Raw genomic sequence first — 17,610 nt, 5'->3', positions numbered from 1 at the left:
CGATCTTTTCTTGTGGAGTCCGGCGTCGACGGCGCTCGGCCCCTGTTAACACTTCGACCATCTTCTCGTTGTGACTAGTACTGAACATAGCTCCAAGACTACCTCTTAAGTTAAGAGGGGCGAAGTGTCTGGATCTTCAAGGGGCCAATCTAGTTGGGCACACTGCCCTCGAAGCCCGACAAGGCGGTGCCCGTGCCGGCGCCGTGGGCCCGCACCGCGTTGCTCATGTAGTAGCTCAGCCCGATGTAATCGGCGCAGCCCGCCCGCAGCGTCTCCTCATCCCCCGCTTCCATGACAATCTCATAGCCCTTGCGTTGCCACTCCTTGCAGATATAGGCGGGGTAATGGCCGCGCATGTGAACGTCCCCGAACAGGAAGCGCTCTCGCATGGCGATTTCCGCATACATCACATCGTCCGGGTGGCAGGAATAGGGGTAGAGGGGCACCATGGCCAGCATGCAGCCTATCTGCAAGTCCGGGTTGATCTCATGGCCCAGGCTGACCACCTTGGCGCTCGCCACGAACTGGTGGTGCAGCACCTGGTACATGCACTCTTCCGGGTTCGGCTCCTGGTTATAGATGACCCCGGAGCAGCAGTAGCCAAACAGCGGCACCTTCCAGTTGCGCTGGTTGTTGATCTCGTTGAAGGTCATCCAGTATTTGACCTTGTGCTGGTAGCGGCGCAGCACCACCTCGCTAAAGCGCACGAAGCAGTCCAGCACGGTGCGGCTCTTCCAGCCGCCGTACTGGGTCACCAGGTGGTTCGGCATCTCGAAGTGGGAGAGCGTGATGACGGGCTCGATGCCGTGGCGCAGCAGCTCGTCGAACATGTCGTCATAAAAACGCAGCCCCGCCTCGTTCGGCTCGGCCTCATCCCCCAGCGGGAAGATGCGCGACCAGGCGATGGAGGTGCGAAAACACTTGAAGCCCATCTCGGCAAACAGTGCGATGTCGTCTCTGTAGCGGTGGTAGAAATCCACCGCCTCGTGGTTGGCGTAGCGATGACCGGCCTCAATCTTGTCGGTGATGACGCGCTCCACCCCGTGGGCGCCGCTGGTGAGCACATCGACGATGCTGAGCCCCTTGCCGCCCTGATCCCAGCCCCCTTCTACCTGGTGGGCGGCGACCGCCCCCCCCCACAGAAAGTCTTTCGGTAATGCGTTGTTCATGACTTGTCGATCCTTATACGGCTTTGGATGTCAGCGGCTGGGGTTGGCTTATTTCGGCATCGGTCTGAAAGCCCGCCATCCAGGAGAAGATGACGCCCAGGGTAAAGGCCACGCCGATGGAGAGCAGGAAGCCCAGGAACTGCGCCATGTGCCCCTCTTTGAAGAACACCGGCAGCACGGCGATGCCGGGGATGCAGTAACTCCAGGAGACCGCATTGAAGGCCCCCGCGACAGTGCCACCGATGGCACCGGCGAGGCAGCCGCAGATGAGCGGGCGTTTGAAGCGCAGGGCCACCCCGTAGATGGCGGGTTCGGTGATGCCAAACAGGGCTGTCACGCCGGCCGAGAGGGTCACGCTTTTCAGCTCGGGATCCTTGGCCTTGAAGTAGACCCCGAACACGGCGGAGGCTTGTAGGCCGGTAAAGGTGTCATAGCCCAGGGTGGCGTAGTTGCCCACCGTCACCGGGGTGATGCCCCAGTGCACGCCGAGGGTCACCAGGGGTGTCCAGACAGCCCCCACCACGAAGCCGGCGATGGACGGGCTCAGGTGATAGAGGGTGTTGTAGATGCCACCGATGGCGCCGCCGATGAGGTTGCCGATGGGGCCGAAGGCCAGCAGGGTCAGAGGCACCATGATGGCGAGGCAGAACATGGGGGTGAAGAGGTTGCGCACCACCACCGGCAGGATCCGCTCGAAGAAGCGCTGCACATAGGACATGGCCCACACCATCAGGATGATGGGGATCACCGAGGCCGTGTAGCTCAGGTACTGCACCGGCAGACCGAGGAAGCTGAGCGGTGCGCTGTTAAGGGGAACCCCCACCAGGTTGACGATGGCCTCGTTGATGGCCGGGTTCTCCATCGCCGACTGCATCAGCGCTTGCACCGCCGGATCCGCGGAGTTTGCCAGGATGATTTTGTTCGCGGTCAGCATGTTCATGTAATCGGGCGACACCAAGGCGCAGGCGGCGATCACGGCGGTGAAGGGGTTCACGTTGAACTTCTTGGCCGCGGTGAAGGCGACCATCACCGGCAGGAAGGTAAAGCCGGTCCAGGAGACGAAGTTGAGGATGCGGAAGGTACCGCTGACGGAGTCCATCCAGCCGATGGCGGCGAAGAAGGAGATGAGCCCCTGCAACACGCCGCAGGCGGCCAGTGGGTAGAGGAAGGGGGCGAAGATGCTGGAGATGATGTCCATCAGGTGGTTGACCATACCCACCTTGGGGGCGTCGACCACGGCGTTTTCGTCGATCTGCACCCGTTTTTGCACTTCCCGATAGGCATCCCCGACGTGGTTGCCGATCACCACCTGCAGCTGACCGCTGGACTCGATGACGGTGATGACCCCTTGCACCCGTTTCAACACCTCCTTGTCGACCCGTCCCATCTCTTTTAGGGAAAGTGCGAACAAGTATCCCAAGAACAAAAAATGAAAATTTTAGTCATTTAATATCAATGGGTTACCAGTAAATGCTCTCGTGCCATATGACTTATTCGCACCTTCCCTCGAAATTTTTGGTCCATTCGCCAAACTCCCCTGTAGCCGTACAACTGAATAGCTGCACATGGCCCTGCCTACGTCGTAATTCGACATAATGCAGGAATCCCAGCGCAATCAACCTGCTGTGGATGGGTACGAGTCGCCTGCTGTTGCCGTTTTTGATCGACTGCGCCTCTCCCTCGTCGGTAATGTTGAGGCAAGCGATATTATTCTGGGTCATCACATCACTGACACGTAGCTGACAGATCTCCGCAGGCCGTGCGCCAGTGTGTAGTAGTACCAAGGGTATCCAATAGTCATCGACGTTGCTGTAAGCGTGCTGGGTGAAGTTTACCGAGCTGAACAATGCCCTGAGCTGGGTGGGCTCCCAGCGCTGTCGTGGGGTCGGCTGCGCACATTTTATTTTGACCTGATCAAATGGATTTTTGGCCGTATATTCCATCTGCACAGCAAAATTCAGCATCTGGGTACAGGCCGCCTTGTATTCACGCACAGTCTTCAGTCCCTTACTGGTCGCCAGCTCCTGAACAAACTGATCTACATGCCTGAATTTCAAAGCCTGTACGAAGAAGCCACCACCCACAGCGTTGATAAGTGCTGTTGTACGAGTCTGGAGCTGCTGGAGCGAACGTGATGAGATTTTTTCATTCGATTTGCGCTCCAGAAACTCAGCCTGCAACTGGCCCATTGCCTTGGGCACTGTAACCGGATCAAGGTGCTGCATCGGCTTAAGAGACGGCTGTAACTGCGATGCCCTCATTGGAGAGTCGCAGCAGGATGCTGCTGACACGTCATCGGGCTGACTATAAGGAAGTGGGGACGACTGAATAAGCCCGTTAGCAGAGGAAAGCAGTTGTTGGCGTAAGCGAGCCAGATCCGGCGCGATAAGGTCTCGAAAACGGGTCGTCGGCTGATGGCTGTCAGTCCTCAAGAGAGCGGGTAATCTGCCCATCATTATCTTGATGCCATGTGCTGCAACCAGATTGCGTAGCGTGGCTTCACTGCGATCCTTGGTGAGCAGGGAGACTCGGATCTCTAGGGGGCAGCCTAACAGGCGGAGGGATTGGGGAAACGGAATGCGGGTGTAGTAGTTTCCGTTTCGGTTTTTCAGCAGGTAGCTCGGCATGATCGTGACACCTCATAGTGACACTGGCCTTTTCGCTCCTCCAGAAACGAAAAAACCCCATGAAATTCATGGGGTTGATTCACACTCAATTTGGCGGTGAGGGAGGGATTCGAACCCTCGATACGTTGCCGTATACACACTTTCCAGGCGTGCTCCTTCAGCCACTCGGACACCTCACCAAATTTTTACTGCTTGAAATGGCTTTCGGAGCGCGCTGCGCGTGCATCTTGCCGACTTCGTCGGTGGGCAGCCTCTCGGATACCGCACCTAATTTCGGTCTGTGGTTTAACGTGTTCAGCCAACACGGTGTTCGCTGCGCCGTTGCGCTGGAACGGGGCGTAATTTAGGGGAAAGCCCCGCCGCCGTCAACGGCTTTTTAGCCGCAGCGAACCGTTCGCACATTAAACGCACAGTTCAGGTGCTGAAGTCAGTGAACGGATTCCGGTGCGACCTGGATTTCCGGCAGATTGAGGAAGCCAAGGCGTTCACATTCGGAAACCACTTCATGGGTGGCTGCCGTGGTGCTTTCAACGAACAGCAGGAACTGCTCGACGGTGAGACCCGCCTTGGTAAAGACGGTGTGACCCACAACGAGGCGTGGCAGGTTGTCATCGATGATGTCGAGGAACACCTTGAGGGACGGATATTGCATGTTGAGACGACCCAGTTCGGCCACCAGGGGCAGTAGCGATGAGGGGCGCACCTCCAGCTCGGATGAGAACAGCAGCCCTTCCTCTTCCACGAAGATCCGGCTCTCCTGGATGCCCTCGACGGACTGCAGGGAGACCATGTGGATGCCATGACACTGATCGCACACATAGTGCTCGATCCGGGCCTGTTGCAACCAACGCATTATCATTTCAGAGCTGGGGATATTCATCATTTTCACGACACGGTAGAGATCAAGGGGCGCAGTCTAAACCAATTTTCAGACAACCAAAAGCACACAGGCCGGATCCCCGTCGTCTCGCTTCTTTTTGACAGGCCCTGTGCCTATACTCAGCCATTCTCGTAGCGCACTCGCCTCCAAAGAGCCCGATGACCATCCAAGAAAAGTATCGCCTGCACCTCAAATCCCTCTCGGATGAACTGCTCGCCCTGCAAAAACCCATCCGCATCCTGGATGCCATCAAATGGCCCCGTCACCTGCAAAGCGACTTTCTGGCAAGTGGCGGCAAGGCACTGCCCGCCATCGACAGGCACTTCTATGAATCCCTCCCCCTGGGGTTCGATCCCCGCAACAAGTACCTTGAGCTCAAGGAGTTGAGGGACAGGATCCGCCGGCGCCTCGGCCCTCAGGACGATCTCGGCCGGATCCTGCAAGAGACGGTGGATCAGTACATGGTGGTCATCGAGATGCTGCGCCAGCGCGGGCAGCCTGACTTCCAGCGCTACAGCCAGCGCCTCTACGGCTCGGCAAGCGATCACCTGCGCGGGGATCGCAAGACCCTGAAGGAGCTGGGGGCCAGATTGTGCGACATCTTCTCCCTGCCCGGCGCCCGCCACCTGGTGCGCCCCTACCCCAAGGAGTTCGAGGGGGAAGCCGCGGTGGCGAGGTTGCAAGGCAAGCTGTCGAGCTACTTCAGCGACGGCACAGTCCAGGTCAAGCTCAGCGATGGCATCGTCTCCGATGCCGCCGCCGGGGGGGATTACATCAAGCTCAACTCCCACGCCCGTTTCTCGGAACTCGATCTGCAGGTGCTGGAGGTACACGAAGGCTGGGTTCACGTCGGCACCACCCTCAACGGCCGCCAGCAATCTTACGCCACCTGGCTCGGCGCCGGCTCGCCCCGCATCACCGCCTGTCAGGAGGGGTTGGCAGTACTCATCGAGACCCTCACGTTCAGCTCCTTCCCGGACAGGGCCAAGCGCATCTCGGATCGGGTCATGGCCATCGACATGGCGGAGCGTGGCGCCGATTTCATCGAGGTGTTCCGCCACTTCGTGGCCAAGGGGGCCAGCGAGCACGACGCCTACAAGATCACCCAGCGGGTGTTTCGCGGAGGCATGGTCGAGGGGGGCGCCTGCTTTACCAAGGATCTCTCCTATGTGAAGGGCTATGTGGAGACGGTGAACTTCATTCGCAGCGCCGTGCTGGAGGGGGTGCCGGAGATCCTGCCCATGCTGTTCGTCGGCAAGGTGACCCTGGACGACATCCCCGTGCTCTATCAGCACTATCTGGAGGGGCTCATCGACGCCCCCCGCTACCTCCCTCCCATGTTTCGCGACCTCACCGGGCTCTACGTCTGGTTCGGCTTCGCCTCCGGCATGTCCCTGGTGGACATAGGCCGGGTACAGCAGCATTTTCGCCAGCTCTTCCACCGCCTGCCGGCGGCCGACCCCATCATCGCCCCTGTCGACATCGAGATCGACTGACTCCCATAGACAAAGAGGACGCCAGATGGGCGCCCTCTTTGATGTCCAGGCTGCACGAGCCAGCCACGGGTTACTTGAAGGCCCGCCCTTCCAGATAGTGCTTGCGGCAGAGCGACACATAGCGATCGTTGCCGCCGATCTCCACCTGCTCACCGTCGCGCATCACCTGCCCCGCCTCGTTGACCCGCGAGTTCATGTGGGCCTTGTTGCCGCACCAGCAGATGCTTTTTAGCTCTTCGAACTTGTCCGCCAGACAGAGCAGGTGGTAGGAGCCGGGGAACAGTTCACCGCGAAAATCAGTCTTGAGACCATAGGCAATCACCGGAATGTCCTGCTCGTCGACGATGCGGGCGAGCTGGTAGACCTGCTCACGGGTCAGGAACTGCGCCTCGTCAACGATGAAGACATCGATGTGCCGCTTTGCGTGGCGCGCCTTGACCATCTCGAAGAGATCGCAGCTGTCGCTGAACACCTCCACTTTCAGCTCAAGACCGACCCTGGCACTGATGACGCCGGCACCGAAGCGATCGTCGATGGCGGGCGTCATGGCCAGCGGATACATGCCACGCTCCAGATAGTTGAAGTGGGCCTGGATGAGCTGGGTCGATTTGCCTGAGTTCATTGTGGCAAATTTGTAGTGCAGTGAAGCCATGATGGGGTTCCGAAACGGGAGTGATGGGGCGCATGCTAACCAAAGCCCCTGCCAAAACCAAGGGGCCCTCAGGCCCCTTGTTCTCTTATGCGACAGCCACGGCGCTATACGCCCGGGCTTTGCGCAAATGGTAACCGGAGAAGATCAGGAACCAGAGCCCGCTCACGGTGAAACCGGCCAGCGCGGAGTGCATCAGCCCCATCACCAGGTAGCCGAGCGCAGCGCCAAAGGCGATCGCCAGGGCATAGGGCAGCTGGGTCATCACGTGATCAATGTGATGGCAACCGGCCCCGGTGGCAGACAGGATGCTGGTGCTGGAGATGGGGGAGCTGTGATCCCCGAACACGGACCCTGCCAGTACGGCGGCCAGCATGGGTAGCATCAGACTGATGTCGCTGGCGGCCGCCATGTCGCCGGCCAGCGGCAGCATGATGCCGAAGGTACCCCAGCTGGTGCCGGTGGCAAACGCCATGGCGCAGGAGAGCACAAAGACAACGGCGGGCAGCACTTCCACCGGCAGATTGCCATTGGCCAGGGAGGCCAGGTATTTGCCGGTTTCCACATCGCGCACCACGGCGCCGATGGTCCAGGCGAACAGCAGGATGTTGATGGCGGGCAGCATGGCCATGATCCCCTGTGGAGCCGCCTTCATCCAGTTGCTTGCCCCGAGCTTGAGGCGCATGGCCAGACCGATGGAGACCACCAGGCTGCACAGGGCGCCATAGACCAGGGAGGAGCCGACATTGGTGTTCTCGAAGGAGCCGAGCACGCTGAACGGCAGCCCCTTGTCGGCCAGCACCGCAGCCCCGGAGTCAATCATGAAATAGACGGTGGCCAGGGTCAGGGTCAGGATGGGCAGCACCATGTCAATCATGCCGCCATTGCTCTCCTCCGGGCTCTCCATGTCGAGACCGATAGGGCGCCCCTTGGACTCGTCCCACAGCTTGCCCTCCAGTGCCCACTGCTCATGCTGACGCATGGGGCCGATGTCGAGCTGGAAGGCGATCACCACCAGCACCATGATCAGGGTGAACACTGCATAGAGGTTCATGGGGATCATTTCGACGAAGGCGGAGATGGGGCTCTGGTCGGTCAGACCATGAGCCGCCATGATGCCGCCGACGAGGGCGATGATGTAGGCCCCCCAGGAGGAGATCGGCATCAGCACGCAAACCGGCGCGGCGGTGGAGTCCAGCAGATAGGCCAGCTTGGCGCGGGAGATCTGGAAGCGATCGGTCACCGGACGGCAGATGGCACCCACCGACAAGCTGTGGAAGAAGTCGTCGATGAAGAAGGCGAACACCATCAGACCGGTCAGGGACTTGGCACCCTTGCGGGTCTTGGCGCGGCGCTCCGCCCACTCGGCAAACGCCCGGGTCGCACCGGAGACGCTCATCAGACTGATGAGGCCGCCCAGCAGCAACATGAAGAGGATCATGTTGACGTTGTCACGATTGAGCGCACCGTCGACCCAGAAGATCCTGAGCACGGTATCGAGCATGTAATGCAGGGACGCAAGGGGAGAGAACTGGTTGAGCAGCAGGCTGCCTGCGACTATGCCCACCCCCAGCGACACCAGGACGCGGCGGGTGATGATCGCCAGCGCAACGGCCAGCAGGGGGGGAACGACGGACCAACCGGAGTCGGCGTAATGAACGATGTCCATGATCTCTTTGCACCTAAAGACAACAGGTGGAGATCTACCGAGAGGATCAAAGAAACAAAACCCATGGGGAGGGTATACTCCTCAGCCCCTTCAGGTAGCGCTCCATAGTGGATGACTATGGCAGTCCTGCACCTATTAGATGCAGAACCAGCAACCCGGTATGATGGCCTGGTCACTTCGGCGCCGACTCCTTTCATCGAGCATCGCAGGCATCACCCTCCGCTCGGTTACTCATAGGCAGCGCGCCTCTACTTAAAGGTATTCGCGGCACATTTTATCGAGCCACCGGGTGATAGCAAGTTTTTTGATTAAATTTCAAGGTTTCTGTGGCCCCCATACCTGCAAAGGTAGTCAAATGGTTCACCAAAGACTCCGATGGCGATATTTTCATCTGACATGAACCCATTCGAAGATGTTGGCCCGTCAAACGGATAAAAATATCCTTCATATCTATTTCGAGACTTAATTTATCAGCCTAATTAATTATTTTGGCAGGCTTGACTTGGTGCCAAATCCCCCTATAAATTATCGAAAAACCAGTTCTTCCCTTAATATTTTGCTCGCGTGGTAGCCAATATGAACGAATTTCTGAAAGTGCTGTTGAATATTCGTAGCCTGCGTGCAGCTTGCCGCGATTTGACGCTGGAACAACTGGAAGAAGGCTTGGAAAAGCTCTCCGCCATCGTCGATGAACGTCGGCAAGATGAATCCGCCGAACGCCAGGCCCGTGAAGAGCATCAAAAGAAAATTGCCGAATATGCCGAAATGCTGAAGGCCGCTGGGATCGATCCCGCCGAATTGGTCAACACCGTGGTTCCCGAGAATACCAAGGTCAGCAAACGTGCGCCCCGCCCCGCCAAATATCGTTATCTGGACAATGGCGTGGAAAAAACCTGGACCGGTCAGGGCCGCATGCCCTCGGTCATTGCCAAGGCCGTTGCCGAAGGCAAATCCGTGGAAGCCTTTGCTATCTGAGAGCAATATCAGACCCCTTTCCACAGCAATAAAAAAACCTCGCAAGGCGAGGTTTTTTTATTGCCGCTTCGAGCGGTTGTCAGCCTCTGTCAGCCGCCTTGACCCAGAGGATCTCCGGGGTGCCTGACGATACCAGCAAGTATCGGGCGATGGTGAAAAACCAGTCGCTCAGCCGGTTGAGATAGGGCAAAACAGCCGGATTCACCCGCTCTACGCGGCTCAACCCAAGCAGCAGGCGCTCGCAGCGACGGGTCAGGGTACGCACCACATGTGCCTGGGCCGCCGCCCGCGAACCGCTCGGCAAAATAAAATTGCGCAGCACCGGCAACCCGGCACTGTAGGCATCGATCTGTTGCTCGAGCCTGTTCGTCCAAGCCTCGTTCACCTGCCACAGCGCATCCGTTTGCGATTCACTGGAAAATGCCAGCTCCCCGCCCAGATCAAACAGCTCCTGCTGCAACAATATGAGATCGGCCAGGAGAGTCGTCTCCCCGGCGGGTATTTCAGCCATCAACAAGCCTATTTGGGAATTCAGCTCGTCGATGGCGCCATAGGTCTCGACACGTTTATCGTCTTTGGCCAGGGAAGTGCCATCGGCCAGTCGCGTGAGCCCCTTGTCCCCTTGCCTTGTATATATTCTCATTCTGACATCCTGTTAATAATGGGAATAATCATGGACTCGAGTCCATTGAGCTTTATCTCGTAGGCCAGTGCCAGAGACTGGCCCAGGGTACCGGCCGGAAAACCGCTTCGCGCCATCCATACCAGATAGGGCTCGGGAATATCGATGATGCGCCGCCCCTTGTATTTCCCGTAAGGCATCTTGCTGGCCAGCGTCAGCAAGATGCGCTCATCGCTGAGTCCATCCATATCAATCAATATTCAGGTATTTATGGGTCTGGATGGAGAGTCGCCAGTTACGGGCGATGCAGGTCGCCATGGCCAGCTCCGTGGCCCTGGCTTTCTGGCTGATGGGTTGCAGCGCAATCATCACATCGGGGCGCAGCCGGGCGGTGGCCAGCAAGGCATCCAGCTCCTCGATATGGTGCTCGGTGGCCACCGGGTGCTTGATCTCGTTGGCCCGCTCCAGTGCAGAGACCAGCACCGGCAACCCACCCTTCATGCCGATCTTGGGGGAAACGGTCACCCAGGTCTGCTCATGGGTCATCACCTCGCTGGTCCCGCTGGTTTCGATCTGCACCTGATAACCCGATGCCACCAGGGCCGAAGAGAGCTCGCGCAAGTCGTAGAGGCAGGGCTCACCACCGGTCAACACCACGTGACGGGCCCGGTAACCGAGCCGGGTAAAGCTGGCCAGGATATCTTCCGTGCTCATCTTGCTCCAGCCGTCGGACTCATTGGAACGATCGAGCACCTCGCCAGGGGCCACCTCACGCTCGGGGTCCACCACCCAGGTGTGGCGGGTATCGCACCAGGGGCAGCCCACCGGGCAGCCCTGAAGGCGAACGAAGATGGCGGGCAGGCCGGTAAATACCCCCTCCCCTTGGATGGTCTGGAAGATCTCGTTGATTGGGTAGTGCATCTTGGTCACGACTTGCTGCAAAAGGGGCGGATTATACCCCAAACCCGGGCTAGGCACAGGCTCAGGATCCGCTTTTCTCGCCCAGTCCGCTCTTCTCGTAAAGTCTGGCACGGATGCCGGTCTTGTCAGCCAGATAGTGATCCAGGCCACGGCGACGCAGCTCGCAGGCCGGACAGGCCCCGCAACCATCTCCCTGGACACCGTTGTAGCAAGTGAGCGTCTGGTGACGCACGGTATCGAGGTGACCGTAATGATCCGCCAGCGCCCAGGTTTCGGCCTTGTCGAGCCACATCAGGGGGGTTTCGAAGCGGATGGGGCGATCCAGCCCCAGGGAGACCGCCTGATTGAGCGCCTTGACGAAGTCGTCGCGGCAATCGGGATAGCCGGAAAAGTCGGTCTCGCACACCCCGGTGATCACCGCTTCGGCGCCCACCTGATAGGCATAGATGGCCGCCAGGGTCAGGAACAGGATGTTGCGTCCCGGCACGAAGGTGTTGGGCAGGCCGTTCTCCTGAAGCTCGAAGCTCACCGGTATGTCGTCCCGGGTCAACGCAGAGATGGCCAGCTCCCCGAGCATGGTCACATCCATTACCTTGTGGGCGGCGATCCCGAGCGCCGTCGCCAGATGGCGGGCGGTGTCAATCTCCGCCCGATGGCGCTGGCCGTAATCGAAGGTGATGGCATGCACTTCGTCATAGCGGGCCTGTGCCTGCACCAGACAGGTGGTGCTGTCCTGCCCGCCACTGAAGACCACGACGGCTTTTTTCATGTTTTTCACTCCTCTGGGCAACTCAACGGCGGCGGCCTTGTGCAAAGTCATGCCACTGCCGGTTCAAATGGGTAAACAGGGTCATCAGCGGGGCGAAGCGCTCAGGCTCTCCTTCCCACTGGGACAACAGATGGTAGCCCGCTTCCAGGGTGGACAGCGCCTCCTCAAAGGGCTTCTTGCGAATGGAATATTGTCCGGCAATGGCGCCGAGGGTGATCCGCGGCAACCCGAGCAGTGCAGGCGAGCTGTGCAACATGCGATAGGCTTTGCGCCAGGTACCATCGAGGAGGATGAAGTGGGCTCGCACGGTGCGTCCACGCCTCAGGAGATGCTCCCTTGCCTGTATCAGGGTCAGGGCCTCCTCATCGGGCCACAGCACGTAGCACTGGACAGCGGGGTCGGCAAGCAGGACATTGAGCCCTTCGTCGTCGGAAAAGTCCTCCCCCACATGGATGCGCACATCGGTCAGGGACGCCGCCAGCAACGCAGCCGTCCCCTTGGGGTGACCTACTTCGGCAGGGTGTTGCAGGATATGGAGCGCAGCCAGGTTCGGCACCCGCTGAATATAATCGCACAGGCACGCTTTGAGGGCCCGGGTACAGCGTGTACAGTATCGGCTCTCTTTGTCGTTGGGCTGCTTCATGTTGTCAGGAAAATCGGGTCTGCTCTGGGTCATCGCGCTTTCGCTCGTCACTGCCTTGCTCTTTTTCACCGTGCCAAATCATCAGCTCGCCTTCGATCGCGACCTGATCGCCCAGGGCGAAGGGTGGCGCATCATAACAGGCAATCTGGCACACACCAATGGATGGCACCTGCTGCTCAACCTGAGCGGTCTGGCCGTGCTCTACAGCCTGTTTCAGGAGTATCTGACGGGATGGCGCCTGCCCGTGCTGTTGCTGCTGCTGGGAACGGCGGTCGGACTCGGCATCTGGTGGGGCTGCCCGCAAACCCAGTGGTACATGGGACTCTCCGGCCTGCTGCACGGCTTGTTCGTATGGGGTGCCATGCAGGACATCCGCTTTCGCCGTCACTCCGGCTGGCTGATGCTGGCGGGCGTCGCCATCAAGCTCGGTGTGGACTTTTACAGTGCCGGCGAGAGCCCTGTCTCCGCCTTGATCGGTGCCAGGGTACACATCGAGTCACACTTCATCGGCGCACTCGCCGGCCTGCTGCTCGGCCTCTTCCCCATTCGTCTGGACGCCCAGACCGTCCACTCCTGAGCTCCCCATAGGCAAGGCCAGCCCACGGCCAAAATGCAGCAGGCCGGATCTGGGATCCGGCCTGCGCTCATTCGCCCATTACGCCGTTACCGGCAAAGCTCGGCATTGATCGCCCCAAGCACGGCGGCGGGATCCGAGGACTGGGTGATAGGACGGCCGATCACCAGATAATCCGCCCCCGCCTCCACCGCTGCCAGCGGCGTCATGACGCGGCGCTGATCACCGGCAGCCGATCCGCTCGGACGAATGCCCGGCGTCACCAGCTTGAATTCGGCTCCCAGCAGCCCCTTCAGCACACTCGCCTCTTCCGCGGAGCAGACCACACCATCCAGCCCGGCCGCCTTGGCAAGGGTGGCCAGGCGGATCACCTGTTCTGCCGGCGTCACATCCAGACCCAGGGGCGCCATGTCGGACTGCTCCATGCTGGTCAGCACGGTTACCCCGATGAGCAGGGGCGCCTTGTCCCCGTATGGCAGCAACGCCTCTCTGGCGGCACGCATCATGCGTTCACCACCGCTGGCATGGACATTCACCATCCAGACGCCCAGCTCCGCACTGGCCGCCACCGCCTTGGCGACGGTGTTGGGAATGTCGTGAAATTTCAGATCCAGGAAGACGTCGAACCCCTTGGCCACCAGTTGACGAACGAACTGGGGACCAAACAGGGTAAACATCTCCTTGCCTACTTTGAGGCGGCACTGGGCCGGTGAGATCTGCTCAATGAAGGCAAAGGCGTCGGCTTCGTGCTGATAATCCAGCGCGACCAGTACTTTGGGGTCTTGCATGTCACTTCCTATGGATTGTTATGCCACAGCCAGGCGCAGCAGAGCAGGGGCCCGGTTGCACGCTGGCATCTGAAATTCTTGGGTATCCGTGCTCGCCCGGGCGTGTTGGCCTCGCTGGCGTTTACTCCCCATCCAGCCCTCGGATCGGCTTGATGGTGCCCCACTGCCGGCAGGAAGGGCATTGCCAGAACAGCGAATGGGTGGCAAAGCCGCACTGACGGCACTTGTGGGTCGACTTGATCTTGATCTGCTCACCGACCAGCTGTTGCAGCAGCTCCAGGCTCTCCTTGGCAGGCCCCTCCTCGGCACTGGCCAACTGGAAACCGACCAGCTGATAGAAGCCCTTCATGGAAGGGTGGCGACGCAGTTGGCGCAGCACCAGGGCCCGGGCCTGGCTCAACCCATCGCGGGCCTCCACCAGATTGGCCAGGGCCAGGGTCACGCTGACCCCCGCATGATCCTCTACCGCTTTTTCAAGCAGCGGGATCAGCTCCTGGCTGCGACCAAGCTGGCGATAGCATTCGAGCAGTTTTGGCATGGCTTCGGAGGCAAAGTCGATATCCTGCTCGAACACCCGCAGGAGCTCCTTGGCCGCATCCTCGAACCTGCCCTCCTCCATCGCCAGATCGGCCAGCCGCAAGCTGGCGCGGGCACAGGCCGGGTGCGCACCGAGCGCACGCTTGAGCTTGGCGATGCCCGCAGGCTTGTCGCCATCGCGCAAGGCACTCTCCGCCTGTTCGCAATAGAAGTGGGATATGGGCTCGGCCAGCTTCTTGCCCTGGAATTTCTGCAGACGCACCGCCACGGCGATGGCATTGTCCCAGTCACGCAACTGCTGATGAATGATCAGGAGCTGTGCCAGAGCCGTCTCTTCGAAATCGCTGTCATCACACAGCTCTTTCCAGAGTGCTTCGGCCCGATCGAGCAAGCCGGCAGCCAGAAAGTCACGGGCCAGCTCCTGCAAGGCAAGCTGACGCTGCTCACGGGTCAGCTGACGGGCGACCAGGTTCTGGTGGATCTTGATGGCACGATCGACCTCGCCCCGTTGACGGAACAGGTTGCCGAGGGAGAGGTGGGTTTCGATGGTTTCGCTGTCGACTTCCAGCAGCTGGATAAAGAGATCCACCGCCTTGTCCGACTCGTCAGAGAGCAAATAGTTGAGGCCCGCCACGTACTGGCGGGAAAACTGGTTACTCTGTTGCTGGGTGTCCTGGCGAACACTCCTGCGGCCCATGTACCAGCCATAACCGGCGGCGATGGGCAACAGCAGGAAAAGCAGTTCAAGCATCGAGGGACATTATTCCTTGGTTGTCGACCGGGCAAGCTCCAACTCGCGAGATTGACGACGCATGGTTCGGTTCAGGGTGCGATTTTGCAGCTTGAGACGCAGGAACAGCAGACCAAATACCAGCCAGCCCAGCAGAAAACCGCCGGCGAAGAAGAACCCCAGCAACATGGAGAGCGAGAACTCCCCCTGGGCAATCAGGTAGTTGAACTGCACCAGCTGACCATTTTGAGAACCGATGGCAAGGGTCAGGACAAACACCAGCACCAGTGGAATGAGGGCCAAGATACGCTTCATGGGAGCTCCCTGTCTGTAGCGAATGAGTGACTGATTATCCTTAAAATCACAGGCAGACTCTAGCGCGAATGGGAAAAGAGTGTGAGAAACCCGACAACGGGCAGACTCCAGGCCATAAAAATGAAAAAGGCATACTCAGGTATGCCGTTTTCTGCATTATTCGATGATGTTGACGCGTTCGCGCAACTCTTTGCCAGGTTTGAAGTGCGGGACATATTTCCCGGTCAGTTCAACCTTGTCCCCGGTCTTGGGGTTGCGACCCACGCGGGGCGCACGATAGTGCAGCGAGAAACTGCCAAATCCTCGGATTTCAATCCGGTCGCCGTTTTGCAAGGTCGATGCCATCTGCTCAAGGATCTCCTTGATAGCGGCTTCGACATCCTTGGCCGGCATATGCATGCGGCTGGCTGCCAGTTGTTCGATGAGATCTGATTTGGTCATAAGGTTAAATCTCCTTCCCCGATCACATGCAATAATCATTTTGCCAAGATAAAAAAGGGCGGCGCAATGCCGCCCTTTTCTTGCATCAAGGATTACTCACCCTTGGCGGCTTTGAACGCTTCCATCATGGCATTGCTGAACACAACTTCTTCTTGTTGGTTCAGGCTGTCGATGGCAACACGCTCGTCAGCCTCGTCCTTGGCACGGACAGACAGGCTTACGGTACGGTTCTTGCGATCAACGCCCATGAATTTGGCTTCAACTTCGTCACCAACAGACAGCACCAGAGTGGCGTCTTCTACGCGGTCACGAGCAGCGTCGGAGGCACGCAGGTAGCCTTCTACGCCGTCAGCCAGTTCGATCACGGCACCCTTGGCATCAACCTCGGTAACCTTGCCCTTCACAATAGCACCTTTCTTGTTGTCAGACAGGTACTTATTGAACGGGTCTTCTTCGATCTGCTTGACGCCCAGGGAGATGCGCTCACGCTCCGGGTCCACTTGCAGAACAACGGCTTCGATCTCGTCGCCCTTCTTGAATTCACGCACGGCTTCTTCGCCCTGGTTGTTCCAGGAGATGTCAGACAGGTGAACCAGGCCGTCGATGCCGCCATCCAGACCAATGAAGATACCGAAGTCAGTGATGGACTTGATCTTGCCGGAAACACGGTCGCCCTTGGCGTGAGTTTCGGCAAACAGCTGCCACGGGTTGGATTTGCACTGCTTCAGACCCAGGGAGATACGACGACGCTCTTCGTCGATGTCCAGAACCATCACGTCAACCACGTCGCCAACGTTGACAACCTTGGACGGGTGGATGTTCTTGTTGGTCCAATCCATCTCGGATACGTGTACCAGGCCTTCCACGCCTTCTTCGATTTCAACGAAGCAGCCGTAGTCGGTCAGGTTGGTCACGCGGCCAGACAGACGGGTGGTTTCCGGGTAACGCTTGGCGATAGCAACCCAGGGATCTTCGCCCAGCTGCTTCAGGCCCAGGGATACACGGGTACGCTCGCGGTCGAACTTCAGAACCTTGACAGCGATCTCGTCGCCAACGTTGACGATTTCGGAAGGATGCTTAACGCGCTTCCACGCCATGTCGGTGATGTGCAGCAGGCCGTCAACACCGCCCAGATCTACGAATGCACCGTAGTCGGTCAGGTTCTTGACGATACCCTTAACTTCTTGACCTTCTTGCAGGTTGGCCAGCAGGCTTTCACGCTCGGAGGTGTTCTCGGTCTCGATCACGGCACGACGGGAAACAACAACGTTGTTGCGCTTCTGGTCCAGCTTGATGACTTTGAACTCGAGTTCTTTGTTTTCCAGGTGAGCGGTGTCACGGATCGGACGCACGTCAACCAGAGAACCCGGCAGGAAGGCACGGATGCCATTCAGTTCAACGGTGAAACCACCCTTGACCTTGCCGTTGATGATACCGATAACGGTAGCTTGCTCTTCGTAAGCTTTTTCAAGCTGCAGCCAGGCTTCGTGGCGCTTGGCTTTTTCGCGGGACAGCTTGGTTTCGCCGAAACCATCTTCGATAGAGTCCAGAGCCACGTCAACGGAGTCACCTACGTTGATTTCCAGCTCGCCCATGGCGTTCTTGAATTCTTCAGCCGGGATAGCAGACTCGGATTTCAGACCGGCATCAACCAGTACGAAACCGTTCTCGATAGCAACGACAGTGCCCTTGACGATGGAACCTTGACGGGTTTCAACGGCGTTCAGGGACTCTTCAAAGAGTTGAGCAAAAGATTCGATCATTGTTTATGTCACAAATGAAACATCCACTTGCAATCCGGCACA

At 58.8% G+C, this 17,610-nt stretch carries 19 protein-coding genes, 1 tRNA gene and 1 riboswitch; of the genes, 3 read left to right on the top strand and 17 right to left on the bottom strand.

What is annotated here, in order from left to right:
- Positions 1 to 149 precede the first annotated feature (149 nt).
- From PG879_RS16415 to PG879_RS16395, 5 genes are all read right to left on the bottom strand, one after another.
- Complete coding sequence (locus PG879_RS16415; protein ID WP_270830427.1) at positions 150 to 1,169, bottom strand: family 1 glycosylhydrolase; 1,020 nt, start codon at positions 1,167 to 1,169, stop codon at positions 150 to 152.
- Between the two features lie 13 nt (positions 1,170 to 1,182).
- Positions 1,183 to 2,556: a PTS transporter subunit EIIC gene (locus tag PG879_RS16410; RefSeq protein ID WP_270830426.1), complete on the bottom strand. Its 1,374-nt coding sequence runs from the start codon at positions 2,554 to 2,556 to the stop codon at positions 1,183 to 1,185.
- Positions 2,557 to 2,659: 103 nt separating this feature from the next.
- The gene (locus PG879_RS16405) at positions 2,660 to 3,796 is read right to left on the bottom strand and encodes a site-specific integrase (protein ID WP_270830425.1); all 1,137 of its coding nucleotides are present in this window, start codon (positions 3,794 to 3,796) and stop codon (positions 2,660 to 2,662) included.
- A gap of 91 nt (positions 3,797 to 3,887) precedes the next feature.
- Positions 3,888 to 3,975 (bottom strand) — tRNA-Ser (locus PG879_RS16400).
- Positions 3,976 to 4,223: 248 nt separating this feature from the next.
- Positions 4,224 to 4,679: a YbjN domain-containing protein gene (locus PG879_RS16395; RefSeq protein WP_160839247.1), complete on the bottom strand. Its 456-nt coding sequence runs from the start codon at positions 4,677 to 4,679 to the stop codon at positions 4,224 to 4,226.
- Positions 4,680 to 4,834: 155 nt separating this feature from the next.
- On the opposite strand from PG879_RS16395, the gene PG879_RS16390 reads away from it, so the two are divergent.
- Positions 4,835 to 6,172, top strand: a complete 1,338-nt coding sequence (locus PG879_RS16390) for a flavohemoglobin expression-modulating QEGLA motif protein (RefSeq protein ID WP_010674988.1) — start codon at positions 4,835 to 4,837, stop codon at positions 6,170 to 6,172.
- Between the two features lie 70 nt (positions 6,173 to 6,242).
- On the opposite strand, the gene PG879_RS16385 is transcribed toward PG879_RS16390, so the two are convergent.
- Both PG879_RS16385 and PG879_RS16380 read right to left on the bottom strand, forming a co-directional pair.
- Positions 6,243 to 6,824, bottom strand: coding sequence for a thymidine kinase (locus PG879_RS16385; RefSeq protein ID WP_010674989.1), 582 nt, complete (start codon positions 6,822 to 6,824; stop codon positions 6,243 to 6,245).
- Positions 6,825 to 6,909: 85 nt separating this feature from the next.
- Positions 6,910 to 8,490, bottom strand: a complete 1,581-nt coding sequence (locus PG879_RS16380; protein ID WP_041211545.1) for a Na+/H+ antiporter NhaC family protein — start codon at positions 8,488 to 8,490, stop codon at positions 6,910 to 6,912.
- An 87-nt stretch (positions 8,491 to 8,577) separates the two neighbouring features.
- Positions 8,578 to 8,749, bottom strand: a riboswitch (Lysine riboswitch).
- A gap of 317 nt (positions 8,750 to 9,066) precedes the next feature.
- Between PG879_RS16380 and PG879_RS16375 the strand changes: the two genes are divergently transcribed.
- Positions 9,067 to 9,465 (top strand): H-NS family histone-like protein, encoded by a 399-nt coding sequence (locus PG879_RS16375; protein WP_041215041.1) that lies wholly within the window; start codon positions 9,067 to 9,069, stop codon positions 9,463 to 9,465.
- A gap of 79 nt (positions 9,466 to 9,544) precedes the next feature.
- Here the strand turns inward: PG879_RS16375 and PG879_RS16370 are convergent, their stop codons facing one another.
- The 5 genes from PG879_RS16370 to PG879_RS16350 all read right to left on the bottom strand — a co-directional run bounded on the left by PG879_RS16370 (position 9,545) and on the right by PG879_RS16350 (position 12,453).
- Positions 9,545 to 10,108, bottom strand: coding sequence for a cob(I)yrinic acid a,c-diamide adenosyltransferase (locus tag PG879_RS16370; RefSeq protein WP_045524470.1), 564 nt, complete (start codon positions 10,106 to 10,108; stop codon positions 9,545 to 9,547).
- Positions 10,105 to 10,335, bottom strand: coding sequence for a DUF3820 family protein (locus PG879_RS16365; RefSeq protein ID WP_039038687.1), 231 nt, complete (start codon positions 10,333 to 10,335; stop codon positions 10,105 to 10,107). The genes PG879_RS16370 and PG879_RS16365 overlap by 4 nt, the downstream gene beginning before the upstream one ends.
- A gap of 1 nt (position 10,336) precedes the next feature.
- Positions 10,337 to 11,008: a 7-carboxy-7-deazaguanine synthase QueE gene (gene queE / locus PG879_RS16360; protein WP_270830424.1), complete on the bottom strand. Its 672-nt coding sequence runs from the start codon at positions 11,006 to 11,008 to the stop codon at positions 10,337 to 10,339.
- A 61-nt stretch (positions 11,009 to 11,069) separates the two neighbouring features.
- Positions 11,070 to 11,777, bottom strand: a complete 708-nt coding sequence (queC, locus tag PG879_RS16355) for a 7-cyano-7-deazaguanine synthase QueC (protein ID WP_045524469.1) — start codon at positions 11,775 to 11,777, stop codon at positions 11,070 to 11,072.
- A 22-nt stretch (positions 11,778 to 11,799) separates the two neighbouring features.
- Positions 11,800 to 12,453, bottom strand: coding sequence for a tRNA-uridine aminocarboxypropyltransferase (locus PG879_RS16350; RefSeq protein WP_213319228.1), 654 nt, complete (start codon positions 12,451 to 12,453; stop codon positions 11,800 to 11,802).
- Between PG879_RS16350 and rrtA the strand changes: the two genes are divergently transcribed.
- Positions 12,419 to 12,997, top strand: coding sequence for a rhombosortase (gene rrtA, locus PG879_RS16345; RefSeq protein WP_225159972.1), 579 nt, complete (start codon positions 12,419 to 12,421; stop codon positions 12,995 to 12,997). The two genes, PG879_RS16350 and rrtA, sit on opposite strands and share 35 nt — an antisense overlap.
- Positions 12,998 to 13,083: 86 nt before the next feature.
- Here the strand turns inward: rrtA and pyrF are convergent, their stop codons facing one another.
- From pyrF to rpsA, 5 genes are all read right to left on the bottom strand, one after another.
- Positions 13,084 to 13,782 (bottom strand): orotidine-5'-phosphate decarboxylase, encoded by a 699-nt coding sequence (gene pyrF / locus PG879_RS16340; RefSeq protein ID WP_010674998.1) that lies wholly within the window; start codon positions 13,780 to 13,782, stop codon positions 13,084 to 13,086.
- 121 nt (positions 13,783 to 13,903) lie between these two features.
- Complete coding sequence (lapB, locus tag PG879_RS16335) at positions 13,904 to 15,070, bottom strand: lipopolysaccharide assembly protein LapB (RefSeq protein WP_010674999.1); 1,167 nt, start codon at positions 15,068 to 15,070, stop codon at positions 13,904 to 13,906.
- A gap of 9 nt (positions 15,071 to 15,079) precedes the next feature.
- Complete coding sequence (locus PG879_RS16330) at positions 15,080 to 15,364, bottom strand: LapA family protein (protein WP_010675000.1); 285 nt, start codon at positions 15,362 to 15,364, stop codon at positions 15,080 to 15,082.
- A 156-nt stretch (positions 15,365 to 15,520) separates the two neighbouring features.
- Positions 15,521 to 15,805 carry an integration host factor subunit beta gene (gene ihfB / locus PG879_RS16325; RefSeq protein WP_005299934.1) on the bottom strand — a complete coding sequence of 95 codons (285 nt, stop codon included), beginning with the start codon at positions 15,803 to 15,805 and terminating at the stop codon, positions 15,521 to 15,523.
- 92 nt (positions 15,806 to 15,897) lie between these two features.
- On the bottom strand, positions 15,898 to 17,568 hold the full coding sequence (gene rpsA, locus PG879_RS16320) for a 30S ribosomal protein S1 (protein ID WP_010675001.1): 1,671 nt from the start codon (positions 17,566 to 17,568) through the stop codon (positions 15,898 to 15,900).
- Between the last annotated feature and the right edge of the window lie 42 nt (positions 17,569 to 17,610).

This window comes from Aeromonas sp. QDB63 (assembly GCF_027707425.1).
Lineage (GTDB): Bacteria > Pseudomonadota > Gammaproteobacteria > Enterobacterales > Aeromonadaceae > Aeromonas > Aeromonas caviae.
The sequence above is the reverse complement of the archived record's forward strand: the minus strand, read 5'-3'. Positions and strand labels throughout refer to the sequence as shown.

Excerpts from the sequence above, each read along its gene's own strand:
- PG879_RS16415 (WP_270830427.1), bottom strand. The coding sequence starts at position 1,169 with ATGAACAACGCATTACCGAAAGACTTTCTGTGGGGGGGGGCGGTCGCC.
- PG879_RS16410 (WP_270830426.1), bottom strand. The coding sequence starts at position 2,556 with ATGGGACGGGTCGACAAGGAGGTGTTGAAACGGGTGCAAGGGGTCATC.
- PG879_RS16405 (WP_270830425.1), bottom strand. The coding sequence starts at position 3,796 with ATGCCGAGCTACCTGCTGAAAAACCGAAACGGAAACTACTACACCCGC.
- PG879_RS16395 (WP_160839247.1), bottom strand. The coding sequence starts at position 4,679 with ATGATGAATATCCCCAGCTCTGAAATGATAATGCGTTGGTTGCAACAG.
- PG879_RS16390 (WP_010674988.1), top strand. The coding sequence starts at position 4,835 with ATGACCATCCAAGAAAAGTATCGCCTGCACCTCAAATCCCTCTCGGAT.
- PG879_RS16385 (WP_010674989.1), bottom strand. The coding sequence starts at position 6,824 with ATGGCTTCACTGCACTACAAATTTGCCACAATGAACTCAGGCAAATCG.
- PG879_RS16380 (WP_041211545.1), bottom strand. The coding sequence starts at position 8,490 with ATGGACATCGTTCATTACGCCGACTCCGGTTGGTCCGTCGTTCCCCCC.
- PG879_RS16375 (WP_041215041.1), top strand. The coding sequence starts at position 9,067 with ATGAACGAATTTCTGAAAGTGCTGTTGAATATTCGTAGCCTGCGTGCA.
- PG879_RS16370 (WP_045524470.1), bottom strand. The coding sequence starts at position 10,108 with ATGAGAATATATACAAGGCAAGGGGACAAGGGGCTCACGCGACTGGCC.
- PG879_RS16365 (WP_039038687.1), bottom strand. The coding sequence starts at position 10,335 with ATGGATGGACTCAGCGATGAGCGCATCTTGCTGACGCTGGCCAGCAAG.
- queE (WP_270830424.1), bottom strand. The coding sequence starts at position 11,008 with ATGCACTACCCAATCAACGAGATCTTCCAGACCATCCAAGGGGAGGGG.
- queC (WP_045524469.1), bottom strand. The coding sequence starts at position 11,777 with ATGAAAAAAGCCGTCGTGGTCTTCAGTGGCGGGCAGGACAGCACCACC.
- rrtA (WP_225159972.1), top strand. The coding sequence starts at position 12,419 with ATGTTGTCAGGAAAATCGGGTCTGCTCTGGGTCATCGCGCTTTCGCTC.
- PG879_RS16350 (WP_213319228.1), bottom strand. The coding sequence starts at position 12,453 with ATGACCCAGAGCAGACCCGATTTTCCTGACAACATGAAGCAGCCCAAC.
- pyrF (WP_010674998.1), bottom strand. The coding sequence starts at position 13,782 with ATGCAAGACCCCAAAGTACTGGTCGCGCTGGATTATCAGCACGAAGCC.
- lapB (WP_010674999.1), bottom strand. The coding sequence starts at position 15,070 with ATGCTTGAACTGCTTTTCCTGCTGTTGCCCATCGCCGCCGGTTATGGC.
- PG879_RS16330 (WP_010675000.1), bottom strand. The coding sequence starts at position 15,364 with ATGAAGCGTATCTTGGCCCTCATTCCACTGGTGCTGGTGTTTGTCCTG.
- ihfB (WP_005299934.1), bottom strand. The coding sequence starts at position 15,805 with ATGACCAAATCAGATCTCATCGAACAACTGGCAGCCAGCCGCATGCAT.
- rpsA (WP_010675001.1), bottom strand. The coding sequence starts at position 17,568 with ATGATCGAATCTTTTGCTCAACTCTTTGAAGAGTCCCTGAACGCCGTT.